The following is a 22,761-nucleotide window of genomic DNA, read 5'->3' as shown; positions in this document are numbered from 1 at the left end:
TGAATGGAATGCTATTAATGAAAGCAATAGGCCATTCCCATGTATATTGTGAAATGACTATGGAAAAAACAGCAAATAAAGATTACGCACAGTGGAAGTGTGAACATTACTCACATTATTTCGATGAGATTTCTAGTGACAGAAATTTAACAAATAGTGGTGTTCATACATTAAAAAGTGAAAAATACGACATTGACTTGTATGTGAATAACATTGATGGGGCTGATAGCTCGCTGCCACTGCTTGTTTTTTTTAATGGTGCAGTATCAAATAGAGAAGAAAAAAAAGGACCTTTTTTCTCTGGGGTGAGTCTGTCAAACCATTTGGGGTTGCCTAGCTTATCCTTTTCGGATCCCACTGTTGACAATATCAATGAATTGAATCTAGCTTGGTATGCTGGAAGTTCTGCTGCGCCAGACCTAAGAGATCGAATCATATTCTTAATTAATCTGTTTCATAGAATAACCAACAGAAAAATTATATTGCTTGGTGGTTCAGGGGGGGGGTTTGCAGCGCTGAGCATTGTTGATGCTTTAATGTGCCCCACAATAGCTATTGTATGGAATCCACAAACATCAATAACCTTGTATAATCAGGAGGCGGTTTCACGCTATCTAAAATTAGCGTTCAAATGCCCTGTTGAAGTTGATGCGTACACTTATCTATCTGATAACAATATTGTTCACGACCTCTGTCATCTTCGTAAAAACAATAATGGTCGTATTTTATATCTTCAAAACCGAACCGATTGGCATCTGAAATCACATGCACTACCATATGCTAATTCACAGAATTATAAAATAACAAGGAATAATGGTCGGTGGGAAAATAATCTCTCTATTTATGTTGGTGATTTTGGTGTGGGTCATGTCGCACCATCTCGAGATGTACTAGATAAAATACTTAAAATTTATGTTGAAAACTTAGATTTATCTTTGCCTGATGGGTATATAGCATCCGAGGAAATGGATTCTATGTCTTTTACTTTTTCTGTCGATGATTTTGATGTAAAGGTTAGTAAGGGAGATGCGGAAATTGTCATCTCTACTCAGATTAATTCAAGGTATCCATTTAAAAATCCGCTCTTTGCTTTCTATGTAATGTACAGTGGAATAAAAGAAATTCAGGAATATTCAAAGAATAATACGTTAAAAATTGATTTTCGCAACCTAGGTGCTGATAAGTTGCAAGTTCAGGCATTTGTACTTGATGATGGGTGTCGATGTTTTAAAAAAATAGAATTAAAATTATGAAATGAGTGTTGATGTATAACGAAGAGCCGTTAAAATATATTGTTCCATGTTTTCATGGTGATCTAGCTCGTGGTGGGAAGGATGTGTTGGTCTCGCGGCTGAAAAATTTAACATCAGTTCTTGGTGCTAATAAAATGAATGTATCAGTCAGCTGTGATATTTTTCATGATGTTCACCAAGAAATTGCCGTAAAAGATAATTTGATAATTAGTGGTGCTGCTACGTTTTCACCTGCGAAAAATAGAAACATAATTGTTAGGGAGTGCGGTGCAAATTATATTTTTATTTTTGATGTAGATCTCTTGCCAACAAAGGAAACGTTGAATTACGCATTAAAAAAATCAACGCAGCGGCATCAAAGTCTTCAACCTGAATTCGATATGCTTCCTTGTCTCTATCTGACCAAGGAAGAGACGGAGCGCTTTGACGGGGACTTTCAGGGCTGCCTGGAGTCCTTCTTGCGCGGGGAGAATCACAGGGTGGAAGGGATTGCCCTGGCCAGCAGCTGCCTTTTGATTAACCGCGAGTGGTTTTTACAGCTCGGCGGCTTTGATGAACGCTTTGTGGGCCACGGTGGCGAGGATCTGGAGCTGATTGACCGGCTGACCCGCCATTACCCCATCGGACCACGGCCAGATGACTATGCTCTCAACATCAAGGCGCAGCACCCGGGCGATTATCAGGGATTTCGACGCTATTTCAGCTACTATGCGTTGCCACATCTGTTTGCCGGGCGTTTTCTGGTACATCAGTGGCACCCGCGGCCGCTGACGCACCCTTACCATCGCCGCCGGGCGAGCAATGACGCAATGCTTGAGCAGATGCTGGCTAATCCGGGGCCGTTGTGTGGCCCGGTGGTACAATGCGATGCGCTCGGCGGAGTGTTGCCCGATTTCAGGTCATGGATCATTTCGCAACAGGAGGCGGCGGGGTACCCGCTGGCGGATTACCCAGGATTGATGCGTTGGGCCGACGGTGTCTCGGTGAAGCGTCCATTCTGGCGCAAGTTGCGCAAATTTTATATCAATCCTCGCTTGTTCCTGAAAGACATGCTGAAAAATAAACTAAAGAATTGATCTTGAAAGCTGCTTTTCCTCATTTGACTGTTGCGGTAGTGGCGGATGATATTACGGTCCGCTCTCTTGCCAGCTGTTGCCAGGTGGTCAATCTAGGGGCGCTGGACTGGTACTGGAAGCTCCCTCTTTATCGTCCGGATATGTTGTTGGTCGAGTCCGCTTGGCGGGGGAAAGGGAACTCGTGGCGTTACAAGATCGCTAGCTACCCGGGCCGGTCTTCTGGTCGTGAGAGCTTGCGGCGACTGGTGAGTTATGCACGAGGGCTTGGTATTCCTACCATATTCTGGAACAAGGAAGATGGTATATATTTCGACCGTTTCATCGATTCGGCGCGCTTGTTCGACTATGTGTTTACGGTGGATGCGCAGTGCCTGTCAAAATATCGCGCAGTGCTTGGCAGTACTACCAAGGTCGATTGGCTTGGTTTTGCAGTTGATGACAGCTTGCACCATTTTACTGGCTTCAATTTCAAGCATCATCGAGCAGTTTTTGCCGGCGGGTGCTATGGGGGTGAGTTCCCTCGCCGACGTTACTGGCAAAATCTACTTTTTGGTAGTGCCTGTCGCAGTGGCTTGGGTTTGACGGTGGTCAACCGCCATTCTGCATTGCCTGATCCCCGCTTCAGGTTTTTACCCAGGGATGGCATGGAGCTGCTGCCGGCAGTGGCCTATGACAAGACACCGCAGCTGTACCGAGATTATCTGGTATCGCTCAATGTCAACACCATCGAAGATTCTCCAACCATGTGTTCGCGACGGCTGTTGGAAATATTGGCTTGTGGCGGGATTGCGGTAACAAATCCATCACTTTCGGTTGAGAAAGCCTTCAAGGAATTCTGTTACACACCTCAGGATGATGCTGAAGCGGTAGAACTGTTTGCCCGACTCCGTCAGGGGCCATCGGCAATGGATCTGGAACGGGCAAGGGCCGGCGCGTTATTTATCAAGGAAAATCATACATGGCAGCATCGCCTTCAGCAGATGGTGAAGGCGGTCGGTCTCTAGTCAGGGGTGCAATGGGTTTGATGTTATCCGCGAAGCAAGGCCATATTGCAGTGCTTTCCAGAGGTGTGGCCCGAATTCCCGGACTTTCTGTGCTGTTGGGCATGCCTGTTCTGCATTCGCTTAATCCCTTGGTGAAGGGATGTGTCGCCATGGTCGGATGGGGGCATAAACCGACAGCTCGTCGAGCTCGTCGCTGGGCTGCTGATCACGGGGTGCCTTACCTTGCTCTGGAGGACGGTTTCTTGCGCTCTGTCGGTCTCGGCGTTGCAGGTCATCCGCTGCTGTCGCTGGTGATCGACGACCTTGGCATTTATTACGATGCTGCCCGCCCGTCACGGCTGGAGGTGCTGATTCGCGAATCGGTTCCCGATGCGCAAAGGTTGGCCGCAGTGCAGCGCGCCATGGCGCTCGTGCGTCGTTACCACCTGTCGAAGTACAACCATGCACCTGATTGCAAGCTGCCGCCACCTACCCGGCAGTGCCGAGTGCTGGTGCTCGACCAGACGCGTGGTGATGTCTCGGTTAGCGCGGGCGGGGCGGATCAGGCGACCTTCACCACGATGCTGGCGGCCGCTTGCGCGGAGAACCCGGATGCCGAGGTATGGGTGAAGACGCATCCGGATGTGCTCTCCGGCAAGAAGCAGGGCTATTTGACGGTGTTGCCGGACAGCGCACACCTGAAACTTCTGGCTGAGGATGTGTCGCCGTTGTCGCTGCTGGAGCAGGTCGACAAGGTGTATGTGGTGACTTCGCAGATGGGGTTCGAGGCGCTGCTACTGGGCAAGCCGGTGGCCTGTTTCGGCCAGCCCTGGTACGCCGGCTGGGGCTTGACCGATGATCGCCATCCGGAGCGGGCGCGTCTGGTCACTAGGCGCGAACCACGTTCGCTGGAGACGTTGTTTTCGGCGGCATATTTCGACTACACGCGTTATCTCGATCCGGCCAGCGGCAAGGCCGGTACGATTTTCGATGTGATCGACTGGCTGGCCCGCAACAAGACGTTCAATGACGAGCTGCGCGGTACGGTGTACTGCGTGGGGATGAGTCTGTGGAAGCGTGCGGTGGTGACGCCGTTTCTGAAGACCCCATCTAACCGTCTGGTTTTTGTACGTCATGCCGCACAGTTGTCCTCCCGCCTGTCCCGCCTGCCTGGTCGTGTGGTGGTGTGGGGGCAGGGCAACATGGCGGTATGGCAAGTGGCGCAAGAACATGGTGCGCCGGTGTCGCGGATCGAGGATGGTTTTCTGCGCTCGGTCGGTCTGGGCTCGGATCTGCGCGCGCCCCTCTCGCTGGCTCTTGACGATAGCGGTATCTACTACGATCCGTTCTCCAATAGCCGCCTGGAGAGGCTGCTGGTAGCGAGTGAGCTGGATGAGGCGTCGCGGGAGCAGGCCAGCCGGTTGCGGCAGCGTCTGGCCGGGTTGCGACTGAGCAAATACAACGTGGGCGGTGGTTTTGTCCTGCCTGCGGGGGCGGCCGGAAAACGGGTACTGCTGGTGCCGGGGCAGGTGGAGGATGACGCCTCCATCCGTACTGGCTCGCCCATGGTGTGCCGTAATGTCGATCTGCTGCGCATGGTACGTGCGGCCAACCCTGATGCCTGGATTGTTTACAAACCGCACCCGGATGTGGTCGCCGGCAACCGGATTGGGGCGGTCGATGCGGCCACGCAGAGCCGTCTTGCCGATCAGGTGGCGGCGGAGGCTGGCATTGCGGATTGCATCGCAGTGGCGGATGAGCTGCATACCATGACTTCGCTGGCAGGTTTTGAGGCGCTGCTGCAAGGCAAAGTCGTGCATTGCTATGGTGGCCCGTTTTATGCCGGCTGGGGGCTGACGCACGATCACATGCCGCTGCCGCACCGGACCCGTCGCTTGTCACTGGATGAGCTGGTGCATGGCGTGCTGTGCCAGTATCCGCGCTATCGCCTGCCTAGCGGGACGGGATTCTGTTCGGTGGAGGATGTGGTCGATCATCTGGCTGCGTCGGTGCGCAGCAACGGGCAAGGCGTTATTGGTAGCTACTGGCTGGTGCGCCAGTTCCGCAAACTACGTGAACTTTGGCGGGCGCTGGTAGGGTCGGCGGCAAGCTGAGTAATGGATTGAAATGATATTTGAGAGTGTAAAAGAAAGGGCCGCCGGCTTTGTGTTGATGTCGGCATTGGTGCCATCTGCCTTGCTGGGGTATCTGCTGATTGTGACCGTGGGTTTTTTCGGCCGTACCGAGCGTGCTCGTGCCGGTGTGCGTGCGCTGGATCATTTTGTCAACGCGACCTTGCTGAATGGCTATGCGTGGGAGTCTGTTTCGTCTCATGCCTGGCGGGAGCGAGACAAGCGCTGGGCTCGTACCGTTATCTGGGTGACGGACCAGTTTCAGCAGAATCATTGCCAGCGCGCCAACAAGCGCGAACAGCCGGTGGTCGATTTGATGCTGAAAAAAGGCCTGCACAAGAAAACGATATGAAAACCAGTGCCTCAACTCTGCATGATCCGTCGAGTGCTGCGGTTACCCGTCGCCGTGTCTATTACCTGAGCGGATTCGATCCGCGCGGCGCCGCCTTTTATCACCGGATGTATCGCGATGAGGCGCGCAAGCAGGCGGCACTGTCGGGTGCCGAGTTCTCGGTCGGCCCCCGTCGTCGCGAAAGCGGTGGCGTTAGCCGCTGGCAAGTAACGGCAGGCTGGGACGGGCAACAGGTCGAGACGGAATATCTGTTCTTGGGCTGGGACGACATTGTGCGTGCCCATTGGCTACCCAAACGGCACCAGGTGCTGGCTGCCGGGGTGCACAGCTTGTTCCGCTATGTCACGCATGGTGCGTTTGCCGCGATCCGTCGTGCCGGACGCGGTCCGTTTTTCAGCGCACTGTTTCCCTATGTGTCGGTTGCGCTGCTAGGTGTGTTGTCCAGTCTGGCGGGCATGTTTGCCGCATGGCTGGTTGCTGCACAGTCCGGCTCATGGCCGCTGGCGCTGGCTTCTGGATTGCTGGCCTTGCTTGCCATGGTCGTTGCCGGCTTGCGGCTGGCCGAGCGGGGTGGTGTGTTCTGGCTGTTGCGCACCTATGTCTTTGCTTGTCTCTGGGGGAAAGAACCCATCGACATGCTGGAGGCGCGGATGGATGCCATGGCCGAAAGGATTCTGCAGGATAGCAGTAAGCAGCCGGTGGACGAGGTGCTGGTGATCGGTCACAGCGTCGGCACCATGCTTGCGGTGTCGGTGGCTGCCAGGCTGTTGAGGATGGTACCACAGGGCTTGCCCGCACATCGCCTGGTGACATTGGGAGGGTGCATTCCGCTACTCAGCCTCATGCCATCGGCCATGGTGTTCAGGCAAGATCTTGCCGTGGTAGGCGCGGCGAAGTGCTTGCCATGGGTTGACGTTGCAGCGGTAGCCGATCCGCTGTGTTTCGCCGGTAGCCACCCGCTGACCATATCCGGTGTGGCGGCGCCTTATCAGGGACAGCCGCGCCTGGTGACGGCTCGATTTTTCCGCTTGTTCTCTACTGCGAGGTACCGGGTCTTGAAACGCAATAAATTGCGCTTGCACTTTCAATACCTGATGGCAGGTGAAGTAGCAGGCGAGTACGACTATTTCCGGCTGACTGCCGGTCCCGACCCTGTCAAGGAAAGCTGAAGCGATGTCCTTTATTCCCCCTTTTCCTACCCCGCATAAAAGCAAGAGCTCCTTTGTGCTGCGTTTCTTGCGTGGCTGGCGGTCGTGGCTGGATGTGCTGTTTGAGCGTAGCTATCGCATGAAAATGGGCGAGATATGGCAGCCTGGTTTCAATATCTACATGATCAACGAGCCCAAGTGGGTGCGGCGCATTCTGGTTGAGAAGGCTGGCGAGTATCCCAAGCACGAGTTGATGCATCGCATGCTGGAGCCGCTGCTCGGCTCCAGCATTTTCACGACCAATGGGGCGGTATGGGAGAGGCAGCGTCGCCTGGTCGATCAGGCGCTAGAGCAGGCGAGGTTGAAACAGGTGTTTCCACTGATGCAGGACTCAGTGAACGACATGCTGAGCCGCCTGGATACGCAAGCCGACGGGCAGCCGTATGAGGTGGATGCAGAGATGACTTATGTCACTGCCGACATCATTTTCCGGACGATTCTGTCGGAAAAGCTGGATGGACAGGATGCACACGATATTTACGACGCTTTTGTCGAGTTTCAGGGGCACGCCCAGCGCGCAATGATGTTGATGATTTATCGCTTGCCGGCGTATTTCCCGCGCCGGGCCAGTGAGAGAAGTGCGCAGAAAATCCGGACCATTCTCTCCAGACTGATTGCTGCGCGCTATGAAAAGCGCGCCAAGGGAGAAGATGACGCCCAGGATATTCTGTCTGCACTGATGGATGCTCGCGATCCGGTTTCTGGCGATGGCTTCAGCTACGAGGAGATGGTCGATCAGATCTGCATGCTGTTTCTGGCGGGGCACGAGACTTCCGCCAGCGCACTGGGCTGGTCGCTGTACCTGATGTCGCGTTGCCCTGATCTGCAAGAGCGGATGTCTGCCGAGATTCAATCGGAGATCGGCGAGCGTGCCTTTGCTTTTGGCGATGCAAAACGCCTGCCGATGACACGCGATGTTTTCCGTGAGGCATTGCGTCTTTATCCGCCGGTAGGCTTCTTTGTCCGAGAGGCAAGCGAGACGCAGTGTATTCGCAACAAGACCGTCAAGGCCGGCTCTCCCATCATGATTTCACCGTGGTTGATCCATCGGCACCGCGAGTTGTGGGAGCGTCCGGACGAGTTCGATCCGGATCGCTTTGAAACGGCGGCAGGCAAGGAGTCGCTCAAGTGTGCCTACATGCCTTTCAGCAATGGTCCACGGGTATGTCCTGGCGCCGCTTTTGCTACACAGGAGGCCTTGCTGATTCTGGCCAGTATCGTGCGCAGCTTCCATATCGGTATTGTCGATGGCTTCGAGCCAAAGCCGGTGGGGCGGGTGACCATTCGTTCCGGCAACGGTATCTGGCTCAGGCTAACGCGGCGAGTGGCACCGGTACAGGGTGTGACGTGCGCGGCGGGGCAGCGTGATCGTGTGGAGTGTGGGCAGTGAGGGCGTTGGCGACATTGCTGCAGCATCACCGGACCGTGCTATTGCTGCAGGGGCCAATGGGCTTTTTCTTTTACCGCTTTGCCTGCTGGTTGCGTGCACAGGGTGTGCGGGTATTGAAGGTCAACTTCAATGGCGGTGACAACCTGTTTTATCGCGATGAGGATGTATTCAATTACCGTGGTCGCCTGGAGGACTTTCCTCTATGGCTAGGACGGCTATTGCATGAACAGCAGGTTGACGCGATGGTGTGCTTTGGCGACTGTCGTACCTATCATCGTCATGCGGCGGCCGTGGCCAAAGAAAAAGGAAAGGGCTTTTTTGCTTTTGAGGAAGGATATCTCAGGCCAGACTACATCACCCTGGAAGAAGATGGTGTAAACGCCCATTCCCCTCTCTGGCAAGACACGCCAGCACAGCTGGCTGCTCACCCGGTCCGTGAGCCTGAAAAGCCGCTTCCTACGGGTAATAGTTTTTGGAAGATGGCCATTTCTGCCATGGCCTACTACGCAGCCGCAAGCCTTGCCCGACCCTGGTTTCCGCACTACCGGCATCACCGGGATTTTTCGGTGCTGCGCGAGGGGCTAGTGTGGATTCGTTCGGGCTATCGCAAGCACTTATATCGCTGGCGCGACCGGCACCAACAGGACTTTCTCGTTGAAAAGCTGGATCAACGTTATTTCCTGCAGGTGCTGCAGGTTCATAATGACAGTCAGGTACATCATCACAGTGATTTCGATGATGTTTCACACTTCATTCGCCACGTGATGGACTCCTTTGCTCGTCATGCCGCATCCGATATGCATCTGGTCATCAAGCATCACCCGCTTGATCGCGGGTATCACCATTACGGGAAACTGATCAGTTCGATTGCTGCCAGCACAGGTCTTTCGGGGAGGGTGCATTACCTTCACGATGTGCACCTTCCTACGCTGATCAAGCATGCATGCGGGCTGGTGACAATCAATAGCACGGTTGGACTACAGGCCTTGTATCACGGCAAACCGTGTATTGTGCTGGGCCGTGCCTTGTATGATCTGACTGGTCTAACCCATCAGAGTGGCTTGCAACATTTCTGGCGCAATCCAGAGCCGGTGAGTCGTGAGCTCTACCTGCGATTCAGGGCAACCCTGATTGAGAAGACCCAACTGAATGGTGCGTTTTACGGCCGCTCGCACTGGATGACGGCAGGCATGTCCCAATTACGTCAACTCAAGGTAGTTAACCCGCAAGCAGGTGAGCGGGCACCTCTTGCTGGGCTGTCAGCGAAGCGCCCAAGAAAAAGAGCAAAAAGAGCCTCGATCCACTGACACTATGATCTTCGCTGGAAAGCGGTGTAGTGGACAAAGGTTGGCCGCAAGGGCCAGGCAAGCAAACCGCCGCGGGGGCGGCGGTTTGTCCTGTAGGGTCGGGCAGTGGCCGGTGCGGCTCAGTTGTACCGGTCGCGGTCGCGCTGCTGCTGCCGTTCAAGCAGCAGCTCATCTCCGGATGGCGGCGTGCCACGGGACGGTTGCCGTTGCTGGGGGGCACCTTCCGGATGCGGCCGTCGTGGTTCGGTACGGAGGTAGTCCGCGCCGCCCTGCGGTTGCCGCTGCATGTCGGGTCGCTGCTGCTGCGGCACGATTCGCGGCTGGTTCGGGGCGGGCTGCCGTGGCATCTCCCGCTGTGGCTGCCGGCCAGGCGCTTGCCATGTATCGGGTCGCTGTGGCTGTGCCTCGTTCCGGGAGCGGTTTGGTGCGGGGCGTCGCTGCTCGTCGTTTTCTGGCGCTTGCCTACCCGGCGACTGTCGCACGTCCGGGCGCCGTTGCGGCTCGATCCGCTGCTGGCTCGGGCTGTTGCGTTGCTGGAAGTGCTGTTGCGTTACCGCTTCGCGCGGCTGGTAGCGGTAGTACTGCTCGCGGATGTCCTGTCGTTGCTCGGTGGCGCTAGGGTAGTTGCGCTCCGGAAACTGCCGCTGGTAGTCGGGCAGGGGCGCGGGGGGCGGCGCGGCACGGCGGTCCCAGCGGTCCCAGTCGCGATGCTGCCGGCTCCAGTCTTGTCCCCAGTGCTCGTCCCAGCGCGGTGCGCGGTCGGCGCGCCAGTAGCGGAAGTGCATCGGCGGGCGGCGGTAGTAGCGGATCGGCACCCTTAGCACGAACAACGGCATGTAGGCCGGCTCTACCTCCCACCACGGTCCGTTGTACCAGTCGCTGGCATACCAACGGTCGTCCGAGTACACCCAGTACAGCCCGTCGTAGAAAAAGAAATTCAGGTTGAGGCGGGGCGCGTAGTAGACCGGGTAACCCGGCACCCGCACCATCGCCGGGTACGCCGGCAGGTTGATGCCGATGCTGATGCCGGGCAGCTCGATGCCAATGCCGATGCTGATCTGGGCCTGGCTGGGTGCCGCCGGGAGCAGCAGGCACAAGGCAAGAAGGAGATGGCGCATTTGGGGTCTCCCGAAGGAAATAAACCGCGGTGACGATGCCGGACAGGGCGGCGGCGGGCTTTGCGCCGCTGCCGTCATCCGTGAGCGGATGGCCGACGCAAACGCTGGGTGCGCTCCCCGGGAGCGGCATGCCAACGGTGCGTCATGCTTTTATTCTAGGTCGTCCGGGCGGTATTGCGAATGTACCGGCCGGGTCGGGCTAGGGCCTGTCATCAATTGAGCCAAATAAGGGCAGCCGCCAGATGGATACCCCCAAGGAAGTTGATGGCGATCTTGTCGTAACGTGTGGCGATAGCCCGGTATTGCTTCAGTCGGGCAAAGAAGTTCTCGATCAGATGGCGGGCTTTGTACAAGTGCCGGTCATAGTCACGCTGTATGGCACGCGTCCGCAGGCAGGGAATCACCACCGTCTTGCCAGCCTGGATGAGCGGTGCCACCACCCGGGCCTGAGCGTCGTAAGCCTTGTCGGCAATCACCAGATCGGCAGGCGTGTCATGAAGCAGGACATCGGCGCCTTCCAGGTCGGAGGCTTGCCCGGGCGTGAGATAAAAACCGGTAGGGTTGCCCAGCGCATCTACGGTGGCATGGATCTTGGTGCTCAGTCCACCGCGGCTGCGTCCAATGGCTTGGCCGCAAGCCCCCCTTTTGCACCGGCACTGTGCTGATGGGCCCGCACGATGGTGGCATCGATCATGGCGTATTCGTTGTCCGCATCCTGCGCCAACACCTGAAACAGTCGGGCCCACACGCCACGCTTGCTCCAGCGCGAATGGCGCAGATGAACTACCCGAAAGTCTCCGAAGCGCGCGGGGAGGTCACGCCAAGGGATGCCGGCGCGGTAACGGTAAAGCACTGCGTCCACGAACAGGCGGTTATCACGGGCGGTGACACCGACGTGGCCAACCCGTCCCGGCAACAAGTCCTTGATGCGTTCCCATTGGTCATCTCTCAGCGCGTATCGTCTTTTCATGAGCAATCATTTGTAGACGCTTGGCCTGTTCTTCAAGACTCGGAGGGAATTGATGACACACCCTAGCTGGCCCGGCCTACACCCTATCCTGAGGGGAATCAGGCGGATTCGCCCCAGCGTTCCTTGATCTCCAGCAGGGCCGGCAGCTGTGCGCAGAACAGCGTTACCAGCGTCGGGTCGAAGTGTTTGCCGGCCTGCTCGCGCAGGTGGGCAATCGCCTCGTCCACTGGCCAGGCCGCTTTGTACGGGCGCACGCTGGTCAGCGCGTCGAACACGTCGGCGATGGCGACGATGCGGGCGACCAGCGGAATGGCTTCGCCGGCCAGTCCGTGTGGGTAGCCGCTGCCATCCCATTTCTCGTGGTGGCACTCCGCCACCGTGCGCGCCATCTGCAGCAGGCTGGAGCTGTCGTCTCCGATGATGCGGGCGCCGATGATGGCATGCTCGCGCATCACGGCCCATTCCTCGTCGTCCAGTTTGCCTTTCTTCTGCAGGATGGCGTCCGGCACGCCGATCTTGCCGATGTCGTGCATGGGCGCCGCGTTGAGCAGCTCGTCGGCCAGCCCATCGCCAAGCCCAGCGGCCAGCGCCAGCACCCGCGAGTAGTGGCTCATGCGGACCACGTGCAGCCCGGTTTCGTTGTCCTTGTACTCGGCCGCCATGCCCAGGCGCTGGACGATCTGCAGGCGTGTGGCGCGCAGCTCGTCCACCCGCACCAGCGACAGGTGGGTCTTGACCCGGGCGCGTACGATGGCCGGGCTCACCGGCTTGCTGATGTAGTCCACCGCGCCGGCGGCAAAGCCTTCCGCTTCGTCGTCCGCATCGGCAAGCGCCGTGACGAAGATCACCGGAATGGCTGCGGTAGCCGGCTCGGCCTTCAGCCGCCGGCAGACGTCCAGCCCGGTCAGGCCGGGCATCATCACGTCCAGCAGGATCAGCTGCGGCCGCTCGCCGAGCGCCAGGGTGAGCGCCTTGTCGCCGTCGCGGGCAAACAGCAGCCGGTAGTCCTGCTGCAGGATGGCGCGCAGGATCTGCAGATTGGTAGGCTCGTCGTCCACCAGCAACAGGGTGGGGCGGTTGTCGGCAAGAGGCGTGTTCTGGTTCACGGTGCAACTCCGGTGGGGGTGGCCAGCTGGTGCTCGATCAGTGCCAGCTGGTGTAGTGCCTGTTCAAAGTCGAAGCTGTCCAGCGCCTGCTGCAGCGGCACGAACAGCGCACCCGGCAGGTGCTGGGCCAGCGCATTCAGGCTGGCTTCGTCGAATTCGCCATGCCGGCAGGCCTCGGCCAGCGTCTGCAGCAGCGGTCGCAGCTCTCGTTCCGGCACCGGTGTCGTGGCGCCAGCGGGCACGGTGGCCGCCTGTTTGCCGGCCACTGCGGCGCAGGCGTCGGCCAAGGCGAGGTGCAGTGCGCTCAGGCGCGCCGGAGTCAGGTTGTCGTCGTGTTCTATTTCGGCCAATACGGCGGCGAGCCGCAGCAGCCCAAGGTTGGCCGCAGCGCCGCGGGCGCGGTGTGCCAGCGCGGACAGTGCGCTGGCAGGCGCCTGCTGCAGGCTGTCGGCCAGGTCCGCGTACTCGGTCACGAAACGCTGCAGGTGCGGGAGCAGCTGTTCGCGGCTTCCCCAGCGCAGGCTGGCGCCGTGCCAGTCGATATCCGCCAACGCCGGTGCGGCGGGGGCTGCCGCGGGCAGGGACTGCGCGGTCGCGCAGCCCTGCAGCACGCGGGCGATTTCGGCGTACAGCTGCGGCATGTCCACCGGTTTGCTGGCAAAGCCGTTCATGCCGGCCGCGCCCGCCTCGGAGCGGTCTTTTTCCAGCACGCTGGCGGTCAGCGCGATCACCGGAACGGCGGGGCGCTGCAGCTGCCGTTCCAGCTGGCGGATGCGGCGCGTGGCCTGCAGGCCGTCCAGAACCGGCATCTGCACGTCCATCAGCACCACGTCGACATGCTGCTGCCGGTACTGTTCACAGGCTTCCTCGCCGTTGCGGGCGGTGCTGACGCGATGTCCGTCCCGGCTCAGCGCCAGCTGCAGCAACTCCAGGTTCTGCGGTACATCGTCGGCGACCAGAATGTGCAGGGCCGGCAATTGCAGCGGGGTGGCCGGCGCGATGTGGCTGCTTCCCTGGGCCTCCGGCAAGGGCAGCGTCACACTGAAGCAGCTTCCGGCGCCTTGCTCGCTGCTGGCTTCGATGTGTCCGCCCATCAGTTCCACCAGCTGGCGGGCGATGGTGGTGCCAAGGCCGGTGCCGCCGAAGCGGCGTGCCATGCTGGCATCGGCCTGGGTAAACGGTGCGAAGATGTGCGGCAGCCGCTCCGGCGCGATGCCGATGCCGGTATCGATCACGTTCAGTTGCAGCCGGCCCTGCTGCTGTCGCACCTGCAGGGTGACGCTGCCGCGCTCGGTGAATTTCACCGCATTCCCCAGCAGGTTCGTCAGTACCTGGCGCACGCGCATGGCGTCGCCGTGATAGTGCTCGGCGAGGTCGGCCGGGTAGTCGAGGTGCAGGGCCAGCCCTTTCTGGTCGGCCTGCAGCTGCAGTGCGGCCAACACCTGCTGGCCCAGCTCGCGCAGCGAGAAGTCGTCACAGTCCAGCTCGATGGCGCCGCGCTCCAGCTTGGCGGTGTCGAGGATGTCGTTGAGCAGGCCCAGCAGCGAGCGTGCCGACTGGCGCACCGTTCCCAGGTGGCGACGCTGTTCGCCCTCCAGCCGGCCGGACAGCAGCAGCTCGGTGAAGCCGATGATGGCGTTCATCGGGGTGCGGATTTCGTGGCTCATATTGGCCAGGAACATGCCCTTGGCGCTGGCGGCCTGCTCGGCCTTGTCGCGCGCCAGCAGCAGATCGTGTTCCATCGCCTTGCGTTCGGACAGGTCGCTGGCCAGCTTGACGATCTTCCACGGCTTGCCGTCGGCATCGAGGATGGGGTTGTAGCTGGCGTGTATCCAGAAACGGTGCCCGTCCTTCGCCAGACGGCAGTATTCGCCCTGCAGGAATTCGCCGTGCCGCAGCGTGGTCCAGAACGCCTGGTAGTCGGCGCTGGCGACCTCGTCCGGCAGGCACAGGCGGCGATGATGTTGGCCGCGCAGCTCGTCCAGCCGGTAGCCGCTCAGGCGCAGGAAGTTGTCGTTGGCGTCCAGGATGGTGCCATCCAGATCGAACTCCACCACCGCCATCGCCTGGCGCATGGCCTGCACGATGCCTTCGAACTCGGCGTTGCGCAGCTTGGAGCGGGTGACGTCGATGATCACGCCGTCTATCCACTGCACCTTGCCTTCCTCGTCGTAGACGCCGCTGGCGCTTTCCGACACCCAGCGCTCGCCGCCGTCGCGGTGCCGCAGCCGGTACTCCAGCACGTAGGGGCGGCGGGCCGCCAGCGCCTGTTCGACTTCCGTGCGTACCCGCTCCAGGTCGTCGGGGTGGATGATGTCGGCAAAGCTCAGCCGGCCATCCAGGAAGTCGCCCTTGTCCCAGCCGATCAGGGTTTCCACCGCGTCGCTGACAAACAGCTTGCTCCAGTCGTGGTCCACCCGGCTGCGAAAGGTCACGCCGGGGATGTTGCCGATCAGGGTGCGGTACTGGGCTTCGCGGGCGCGCAGCTCGCGCTCCATGGCCTTGTGTTCGCTGATGTCGGTGAGAAAGCCGACAAACACCGGCTGCCCTGGTGTTTCCGCGCGGCCCACCGCCAGCCGTACCGGCAGCAGGCTGCCGTCGCGGCGCATGGCGGTCACCTCGCGCCCCTGGCCGATGATCTTGGCTTCGCCGGTTTTCAGGTAGTTGGCCAGGTAGCCGTCGTGGTTGGCACGGTAGGGTTCCGGCATCAGGCGCTTGATGTTGAGGCCGACCAGCTCGCTCTCCCGCCAGCCGAACAGCCGCTCCGCCGAATGGTTCAGGCTCTGGATGATGCCCTGGTGGTTGATGGTGATGATGCCGTCCACCGCCGTGTTGACGATGGCGCGCAGCCGGTTCTCGCTGTCCAGCTTCTGGGTATACAGGTGGCGATAGCGCAAGAAGGCATTGCCGGCCAGCACGAACACGCTGCTGGAGACCGTGATCAGCCCCACGGCCACCGCCAGCAGCGCGTTGCTGTTCATGCCCGGCTGGTAGTCCGCTTGCGGCGTGCCGATGAAACGCGCCGCCGCCATGCCGGTGTAGTGCATGCCGGCAATGGCCAGGCCCATGACCAGCCCGCCGAGCAGGATGGCCTGGTTCACCTTGAAACGGCCGCTGCGGCGCAGGCCGAAGCGTATCCATAGCGACAGGATGGCCAGCGCCACCGCCACCAGCAGCGAGGCGGCAAACCATAGCGGGTCATAGCGCAAAAGTGGTGACATCTGCATGGCGGCCATGCCGCTGTAGTGCATGGTGCCGATGCCGGCACCGACCAGGATGCCGCCGATTATCAATTGCCAGCGGTTGATGTCGCGGTGGGCAATCAGGTTCAGCGCCACCCACGACGCCAGCATGGCCGGCAGCATGGAAAGCAGGGTGAGTCTGCCGTCATAGCTGACTATCGTGCAGATCTCGAAAGCCAGCATGCCGATGAAATGCATGGCCCAGATACCGCCACTCAGCGCCAGCGAACCCGACAGCAATGCGGTCTGGCGCATGGCGGCGGAGTGGGCGATGCGGGCCAGTCCCGCCACCTGCAGGGCCATGCTGGAGGAGAACACGGCAATCAGCAGCGACAGCGCCACCAGCCAGGGGTCGTAGCTGCCCAGCAGCAAGGGCGTGGCCGCGCCGTCGCGCAACAGGAAAAGTTCGAGCATGTCGTGTACGGATCAGGGGGCCGCCCGGTGAGGGCGACGGAATGAAGGCTGCCATGACTCGGGCATGGCAGCGGGCAGGCAAGTGTAATGAACATCGGATTGGCGGGGAATCACAAAATGAGGGCCATTGCCGGCGCGGGCGCGGCCTGCCGGGCCGCGTGTTCAGCGTTACTTATCGGCCCATCTGCCGTACTACGCCACACAGGGCCAGCTGACGGCTGCTACGGCTTCTACGCAAGCCTGGCACGCGCTGCGGCGCAGCCGGGCGGGGCGGGGGTGGGATGAAACCGGGCTGATTGATCGCTGCCTGAGAACATCCGGACCTGACAAGTCCTTGGCTTAACTATCATTTTGGAAAGTGCCCCGTCGAACTCCTTGCAGAGGGCTGAACCAGTGCATTTCTTTTCCAGATGGCCGAGACCCAAACCGCGCTCGGATCCGGGGTCACAAATCGTGCCGGATGCTTACTGGAGCCTGCCGGTAGACAAGCTGCTGGCGGCATTGGAAGCCGATGCCGGTGGACTTTCCGGGCGCAAAGCCAGCGCCCGTTTGAAGCGCCACGGTCCCAACGCGCTCGATGCCAGCAAGGGGGTAACGGCACTGGGGCTGTTCGTCAACCAGTTCAAAAACCCTCTGGTGCTGATCCTGATTGCCGCCTCGATCATTTCACTGGTCGCCTCGGAGTGGGTGGACGCGGGTGTGGTGCTGGCGATTGTCTTTGGCAGCACCATCCTCGGCTTCGCGCAGGAGTACATCGCCGGCAACGCGATCGAGAAGCTGCGCTCGAAGGTCACCATCCATTCGAGTGTGTTGCGAGACGGGAAGGCCAGGACCCTGCCGTCATCCGCGGTGGTGCAGGGCGACGTGGTACTGCTGTCTGCTGGCAGCCTGATCCCGGCCGATGGCGTGGTGCTGGAGGCCAAGGATTTTTTCGTGAATCAGGCCGTGCTCACGGGCGAAACCTTCCCGGTCGACAAGCGGCCCGGTGCCACTGCCAGGCAGGCGAGCCTGGCCGAACGCAGCAACTGCGTGTTCATGGGGACCAGTGTGAGCAGTGGCACGGCCCGCGTGCTGATCGTCCAGACCGGCAAGGCGACGGTCTTCGGGCAGATCGCGGGCAAGCTCGCCTTGCGGCCGGCGATGACCGAGTTCGAGCGCGGCATCCAGCGCTTCGGCTACCTGCTCTCGCGCATCATGCTCGTGATGGTCGTGGTGGTGCTCGCCATCAACATCTTCATGCACAAGCCCCCCATCGACTCGCTGCTGTTCGCCCTGGCGCTGGCGGTGGGACTCGCGCCGGAATTGCTGCCGGCCATCGTCAGCATCACGCTGTCGCATGGTGCCAAGCGCATGGCCAGACTGGGCGTGATTGTGCGCCGGCTGAACTCGATCGAGAACCTCGGCAGCATGGATGTGCTGTGCACCGACAAGACCGGCACCTTGACCGTGGGCGTGGTGGCGCTCGATGGTGCGGTCGATATTGCAGGGCAGCCCAGTGCGGCGGTGCTGCGGCTCGCCGCTCTCACTGCGCGCTTCCAGTCCGGATTGACCAATCCGCTGGACGAGGCCGTGCTCGCGGCGCAGGAAAAGGCCGGCCTTGACCTTGGCACAGTGCACAAGGTGGACGAGATCCCCTATGACTTCGTGCGCAAGTGTCTGTCCGTGGTGACCGTTGATGCTGCCGGCACGCGCACGCTGGCCACCAAGGGGGCGCTCGACAAGATCCTGGCGCTGTGTACCAGTGCGGGGGGCGATGGCGCGCCGCTCGATGCCGCCCTGCGCGCCGGTATCGAGGCCCATTTTGACGAGTGGAGCGGCCAGGGCTATCGCGTGCTGGGCGTGGCCGCGCGCGCGGTGGCGCCTCGCAGCGGGCCTTATACCCGTGATGACGAGCACGGGCTGAACTTTGCCGGCTTCCTGCTCTTCATGGATCCGCCCAAGGCCGATGTGCGCCAGACGCTGCTCGACCTGTCGCAGCGTGGCGTGCAGCTGAAGATCATCACCGGTGACAACCGCAAGGTGGCGCGGCATGTCGCCGAAGCGGTCAACCTTCCCAACGTGATCGTCACCACCGGCCGGGAACTCAACGACATGGGCGACGAGGCGCTGATGCATGCCGCGGGACGCACCACCGTGTTTGCGGAGGTGGATCCGAACCAGAAGGAGCGCATCATCCTCGCGCTGCAGAAGACCGGTCACGTGGTCGGCTACATGGGCGACGGCATCAACGACGCGTTGGCGCTGCACGCGGCCGACGTGGGCATTTCGGTGGATACGGCGGTGGACGTGGCCAAGGAGGCGGCGGACTTCGTGCTGCTGCGCAAGGACCTGGGCATCCTGCGCCAGGGCATAGACGAAGGCCGTATGACCTTCGCGAACACCCTCAAGTACATCCTCACCACGATCAGCGCCAACTTCGGCAACATGTTCAGCATGGCCGTGGCCTCCGTGTTCCTGCCCTTCCTGCCGCTGCTGGCGTCGCAGATTCTGCTGAACAACTTCCTGTCCGACATTCCGGCCACCGCCATTGCCGGCGACCGGGTGGACCCGGAGTGGGTCGCAAAGCCGCGCCGCTGGGACACGATGTTCATCCGGGACTACATGGTGGTGTTCGGACTGCTCAGTTCGGTATTCGACCTGCTGACCTTCGGCGCGCTGCTGTGGCTGTTTCACGCCTCGGTCGAGGCGTTCCGCACCGGCTGGTTTCTGGAGTCCCTGCTGACGGAGCTGGTGATTGCGCTGGTGGTGCGCACCCGACGCCCGTTCTGGCACAGCCGACCCGGGAATCTGCTCCTGGCCACCACCGTGGCGGTGATAGCGGTGGCGGTGGCGCTGCCGTACCTGCCTTTTAGCACGATCTTCGGCTTCGTCCCGCTGCCGGCGTCGCTACTACTGGGCGTGATCGGGCTGACACTGGCTTATGTGTTCGCCGTTGAAATGACGAAGAATTGGTTCTACGCACGTGCGCGCAACGAGCACAAATAGCGGGATGAGGGTCTGTCACAATCGCGCCGGACAGGGGGGCGGGCGCAGCCGCCGGGCGGAATGCCCGTCATGAACAATGGCCGCCTTCGCGGGGGAAGGCAGCCATTGCGGTCGCTGGCAATCAAGGGCGGCCCAGCGTGCCGTCACGCTTCGTGTCGAGGCCGCGCTCCCGGCTCAGAACTCGGTGACGACCGTGACGCCAGCCACTTCGAACTTGTCCATGTTCATCAGCACCTCGATCGACTGCTCAAGATTGATCGTCCGGCCGATGAGCTTTTCCGGCGTCAGCTTGCCCGATTTCATCATCGCGAACATCGCGTCGTAGCGGTGCGCCTGCATGCCGTGGCTGCCCAGGATTTCAAGCTCGTGCGCGATGACCTTGCTCATCGGAATGGCCGGGGTGCTGTGCTCGCCCAGCATGAGGCCGACCTGCACATGCTTGCCGCGCTTGCGCAGGTTGCTGACCGAATTGAAGCAGGTGACGGGGTGCCCCAGTGCATCCAGCGACACGTGCGCGCCGCCGCGGGTGATTTCCTGCACGGCCTCGACCACGTTGGCCACTTTGGCGGCGTTGACCGTGGCCACCGAGCCGAGCGCGCGGGCGAGGTCGAGCTTGTCCTCCGAAATATCGATGGCGATCACATTGGCGCCAATGGCATTGGCGATCATGATGGCGGACAGGCCGACGCCGCCGCAGCCGTGCACCGCCACCCACTGGCCGGCCGAGGTCTTGCCCTGGTCCACCACCGCGCGGAACGAGGTCACGAAGCGGCAGCCCAGGCTGGCCGCGGTGGTGAAGTCCAGCGTTTCCGGCAAGGACACCAGATTGATGTCCGCCTGGTGGATGGATACGTACTCGGCAAACGATCCCCAGTGGGTGAAGCCGGGCTGGAACTGGTGGTCGCAGACCTGGTGATTGCCGGAGTGGCACTCGGGGCAATGGCCGCACCCGGCCACAAACGGCACCGTCACCCGGTCGCCCACCCGCCACTTCGTCACCTGCTTGCCCACCGCCTCCACGACGCCCGAGAACTCATGACCCGGGACGTGCGGCAGGCGGATGTCCGGATCATGGCCGACCCAGCCATGCCAGTCGCTGCGACAAACACCGGTTGCCATGACCTTGATGACCACGCCACCGGACTCCGGCGTCGGGTCGGGAACGGTCGTCAGTTGCGGCGGGGCGGAAAACGATTCGTAGACAACGGCTTTCATGGTTGGCTCCTGCGTTGAAGTGTTCCTTCATTGTGAAGCATTGCTGTGAATTTACCTTTCTATTTGTTATTGGAATAAGCAAGAATATGAAATAGTATTTCGCCGCTGAAAACGTATTGAAAGGTTATTTCGCCATGACTGCACTCGACAAAATGGACGTTGCCATTGCCGACCGGCTGCAACAGGATGGCCGGCTGTCCAATGCCAGGCTCGCCGAACAGCTCGCCCTGAGCGAGGCGTCCTGCTGGCGGCGCCAGAGGCGGCTGGAAGAGACGGGCGTCATCGAGGGCTATAAGGCGATACTGAACCGGCGCAAGCTCGGGATCGGCGTGATGGCCTTTGTGCAGATCGTCTGCACACAGCACAGCGAGGAGGTCACGGCCGCGTTCGAGCGGATCATCCAGGCCTGCCCCAATGTGCTCGCCTGCCACAACACGACCGGCGAGGCCGACTTTCTGTTGCAGGTCGTCGCCAGGGATCTCGATGACTACAGCCGTTTTGTCGAGAAAGTGCTGAGGAAGTTGCCGGGCGTGTTGAGCATCCGTAGCAATATCTCGTTGCGGGAAATGAAGGTGACGAACAAGTTGCCGATCACGGACATCGACCTGCTCTAGGCCGGTCGGGGCGACCCGCCGCTGCCGCCCGGCCATGCCCGCTCGGACTGGCCACGAAAAGAGGCTCCGAAATGGAGCCTCTCTTTGTTTCTCATCCAGCAGCCTGGACGGCATAAGCCGCTCCGGCCTTTCCGCGCCGCTTACCAGTTGCTCTCCCGCTCCGGGGTGGCGGTGATGTTGTGGATGGACAGGTCGGCGCCGTTGAATTCTTCCTCGTCGCTTAAGCGGATGCCGACCACCTTCTTCAGTACGCCGTACACCAGATAGCCGCCGCCAAAGCCGATGCCGACGCCGGCCGCGGTGCCGATCAGTTGCGAGGCCAGGCTGACGCCGCCGGCGCCGCCCAGCCAGTGCTGGCCGAACAGGCCGGCGGCGATGCCGCCCCAGGCGCCGCACAGGCCGTGCAGCGGCCACACGCCGAGCACATCGTCGATCTTCCAGCGGTTTTGCGTGAGGGTGAACAGGTACACGAACATGGCGCCGGCGACACCGCCGGTGACCAGCGCGCCCAGCGGATGCATCACGTCGGAGCCGGCGCACACCGCCACCAGTCCGGCCAGCGGGCCGTTATGGATGAAGCCGGGGTCGTCGCGGCCGGCCCACATCGCGGTCAGCGTGCCGCCCACCATCGCCATCAGCGAGTTGACCGCCACCAGCCCGGAGATGCCGCCGACCTTCTGCGCGCTCATTACGTTGAAGCCGAACCAGCCGACGATCAGGATCCAGGCGCCCAGCGCGAGGAAAGGGATGGACGACGGCGGGTGGGCGCTGACGCGGCCTTCCTTGGTGTAGCGGCCGCGGCGGGCGCCGAGCAGCAGCACCGCCGCCAGCGCGATCCAGCCGCCGACCGCGTGCACCACCACCGAGCCGGCAAAATCGTGGAAGGGCGCGCCGAAGTTGGCCGCAAGCCAGTCCTGGATGCCGAAGTGGCCGTTCCAGACGATGCCCTCGAAAAACGGATACACCAGTCCGACCAGCAGGAAGGTGGCCGCCGATTGCGGGTGCAGGCGCGCGCGCTCGGCGATGCCGCCGGAGACGATAGCGGGTATGGCGGCGGCAAAGGTCAGCAGGAAGAAGAACTTCACCAGCTCGTAGCCGTTGGCCTGGCTGATGTGGCTGACGTCGCTGAAGAAGTGCACGCCGTAGGCGACGCCGTAGCCGACAAAGAAGTAGGCCAGCGCCGAGATGGCGAAGTCGGTGAGGATCTTGACCAGCGCGTTGACCTGGTTTTTCTTGCGCACGGTGCCCAGCTCCAGGAAGGCGAAGCCGGCGTGCATCGCCAGCACCAGAATGGCCCCGATCAGTAAGAACAATACGTCGTTTGCACTTGTTTGCGTCATGCCTGCGCTCCAATGGTGCGTATCCGTGGTGCAGCACGGCGCGCTGCGGATACGAA

The 22,761-nt window shown here is 60.5% G+C and carries 15 protein-coding genes and 1 pseudogene; 10 read left to right on the top strand and 6 right to left on the bottom strand.

Annotation, left to right across the window (positions count from 1 at the left end; translation table 11 throughout):
* Positions 1-17: 17 nt before the first annotated feature.
* From PQU96_RS06100 to PQU96_RS06065, 8 genes are read left to right on the top strand one after another with little or no spacing between them, the layout of a single operon-like run.
* Complete coding sequence (locus PQU96_RS06100) at positions 18-1,253, top strand: hypothetical protein (protein ID WP_272771353.1); 1,236 nt, start codon at positions 18-20, stop codon at positions 1,251-1,253.
* A gap of 11 nt (positions 1,254-1,264) precedes the next feature.
* Entirely contained in the window at positions 1,265-2,329 is a 1,065-nt protein-coding gene (locus tag PQU96_RS06095) for a galactosyltransferase-related protein (RefSeq protein ID WP_272771352.1), read from the top strand.
* A gap of 2 nt (positions 2,330-2,331) precedes the next feature.
* Positions 2,332-3,333 (top strand): CgeB family protein, encoded by a 1,002-nt coding sequence (locus tag PQU96_RS06090; RefSeq protein ID WP_272771351.1) that lies wholly within the window; start codon positions 2,332-2,334, stop codon positions 3,331-3,333.
* Between the two features lie 11 nt (positions 3,334-3,344).
* On the top strand, positions 3,345-5,426 hold the full coding sequence (locus tag PQU96_RS06085; protein WP_272771350.1) for a capsule polysaccharide biogenesis protein: 2,082 nt from the start codon (positions 3,345-3,347) through the stop codon (positions 5,424-5,426).
* Between the two features lie 13 nt (positions 5,427-5,439).
* Positions 5,440-5,796 carry a hypothetical protein gene (locus PQU96_RS06080; RefSeq protein ID WP_272771349.1) on the top strand — a complete coding sequence of 119 codons (357 nt, stop codon included), beginning with the start codon at positions 5,440-5,442 and terminating at the stop codon, positions 5,794-5,796.
* Positions 5,793-6,965 (top strand): hypothetical protein, encoded by a 1,173-nt coding sequence (locus tag PQU96_RS06075; RefSeq protein ID WP_272771348.1) that lies wholly within the window; start codon positions 5,793-5,795, stop codon positions 6,963-6,965. Before PQU96_RS06080 ends, PQU96_RS06075 begins: the two co-directional genes overlap by 4 nt.
* 4 nt (positions 6,966-6,969) lie before the next feature.
* On the top strand, positions 6,970-8,394 hold the full coding sequence (locus tag PQU96_RS06070) for a cytochrome P450 (RefSeq protein WP_272771347.1): 1,425 nt from the start codon (positions 6,970-6,972) through the stop codon (positions 8,392-8,394).
* A gap of 35 nt (positions 8,395-8,429) precedes the next feature.
* Complete coding sequence (locus PQU96_RS06065; RefSeq protein WP_272771346.1) at positions 8,430-9,701, top strand: capsule polysaccharide biogenesis protein; 1,272 nt, start codon at positions 8,430-8,432, stop codon at positions 9,699-9,701.
* 119 nt (positions 9,702-9,820) lie between these two features.
* Here the strand turns inward: PQU96_RS06065 and PQU96_RS06060 are convergent, their stop codons facing one another.
* The 4 genes and pseudogenes from PQU96_RS06060 to PQU96_RS06045 all read right to left on the bottom strand — a co-directional run bounded on the left by PQU96_RS06060 (position 9,821) and on the right by PQU96_RS06045 (position 16,551).
* On the bottom strand, positions 9,821-10,819 hold the full coding sequence (locus tag PQU96_RS06060) for a hypothetical protein (protein ID WP_272771344.1): 999 nt from the start codon (positions 10,817-10,819) through the stop codon (positions 9,821-9,823).
* Positions 10,820-11,031: 212 nt separating this feature from the next.
* Positions 11,032-11,789, bottom strand: a pseudogene (locus PQU96_RS06055) (IS5 family transposase).
* 98 nt (positions 11,790-11,887) lie between these two features.
* Positions 11,888-12,895 (bottom strand): HD-GYP domain-containing protein, encoded by a 1,008-nt coding sequence (locus PQU96_RS06050; protein WP_272771343.1) that lies wholly within the window; start codon positions 12,893-12,895, stop codon positions 11,888-11,890.
* Positions 12,892-16,551, bottom strand: coding sequence for a PAS domain S-box protein (locus PQU96_RS06045; protein ID WP_272771342.1), 3,660 nt, complete (start codon positions 16,549-16,551; stop codon positions 12,892-12,894). The genes PQU96_RS06050 and PQU96_RS06045 overlap by 4 nt, the downstream gene beginning before the upstream one ends.
* Positions 16,552-17,004: 453 nt before the next feature.
* On the opposite strand from PQU96_RS06045, the gene mgtA reads away from it, so the two are divergent.
* Positions 17,005-19,536, top strand: coding sequence for a magnesium-translocating P-type ATPase (mgtA, locus tag PQU96_RS06040; protein WP_272771341.1), 2,532 nt, complete (start codon positions 17,005-17,007; stop codon positions 19,534-19,536).
* A 174-nt stretch (positions 19,537-19,710) separates the two neighbouring features.
* Here the strand turns inward: mgtA and PQU96_RS06035 are convergent, their stop codons facing one another.
* The gene (locus PQU96_RS06035) at positions 19,711-20,751 is read right to left on the bottom strand and encodes a zinc-dependent alcohol dehydrogenase family protein (protein ID WP_272771340.1); all 1,041 of its coding nucleotides are present in this window, start codon (positions 20,749-20,751) and stop codon (positions 19,711-19,713) included.
* Between the two features lie 134 nt (positions 20,752-20,885).
* Between PQU96_RS06035 and PQU96_RS06030 the strand changes: the two genes are divergently transcribed.
* Positions 20,886-21,365, top strand: a complete 480-nt coding sequence (locus tag PQU96_RS06030; protein ID WP_272771339.1) for an Lrp/AsnC family transcriptional regulator — start codon at positions 20,886-20,888, stop codon at positions 21,363-21,365.
* 140 nt (positions 21,366-21,505) lie between these two features.
* Here PQU96_RS06030 and PQU96_RS06025 read toward each other — a convergent pair whose 3' ends face one another.
* A complete protein-coding gene (locus PQU96_RS06025; RefSeq protein ID WP_272771338.1) occupies positions 21,506-22,705 on the bottom strand; it encodes an ammonium transporter in 1,200 nt (399 codons plus the stop codon).
* Between the last annotated feature and the right edge of the window lie 56 nt (positions 22,706-22,761).

This window comes from Vogesella margarita, from assembly GCF_028548475.1.
GTDB classification, from domain to species: domain Bacteria; phylum Pseudomonadota; class Gammaproteobacteria; order Burkholderiales; family Chromobacteriaceae; genus Vogesella; species Vogesella margarita.
The sequence above is the reverse complement of the archived record's forward strand: the minus strand, read 5'-3'. Positions and strand labels throughout refer to the sequence as shown.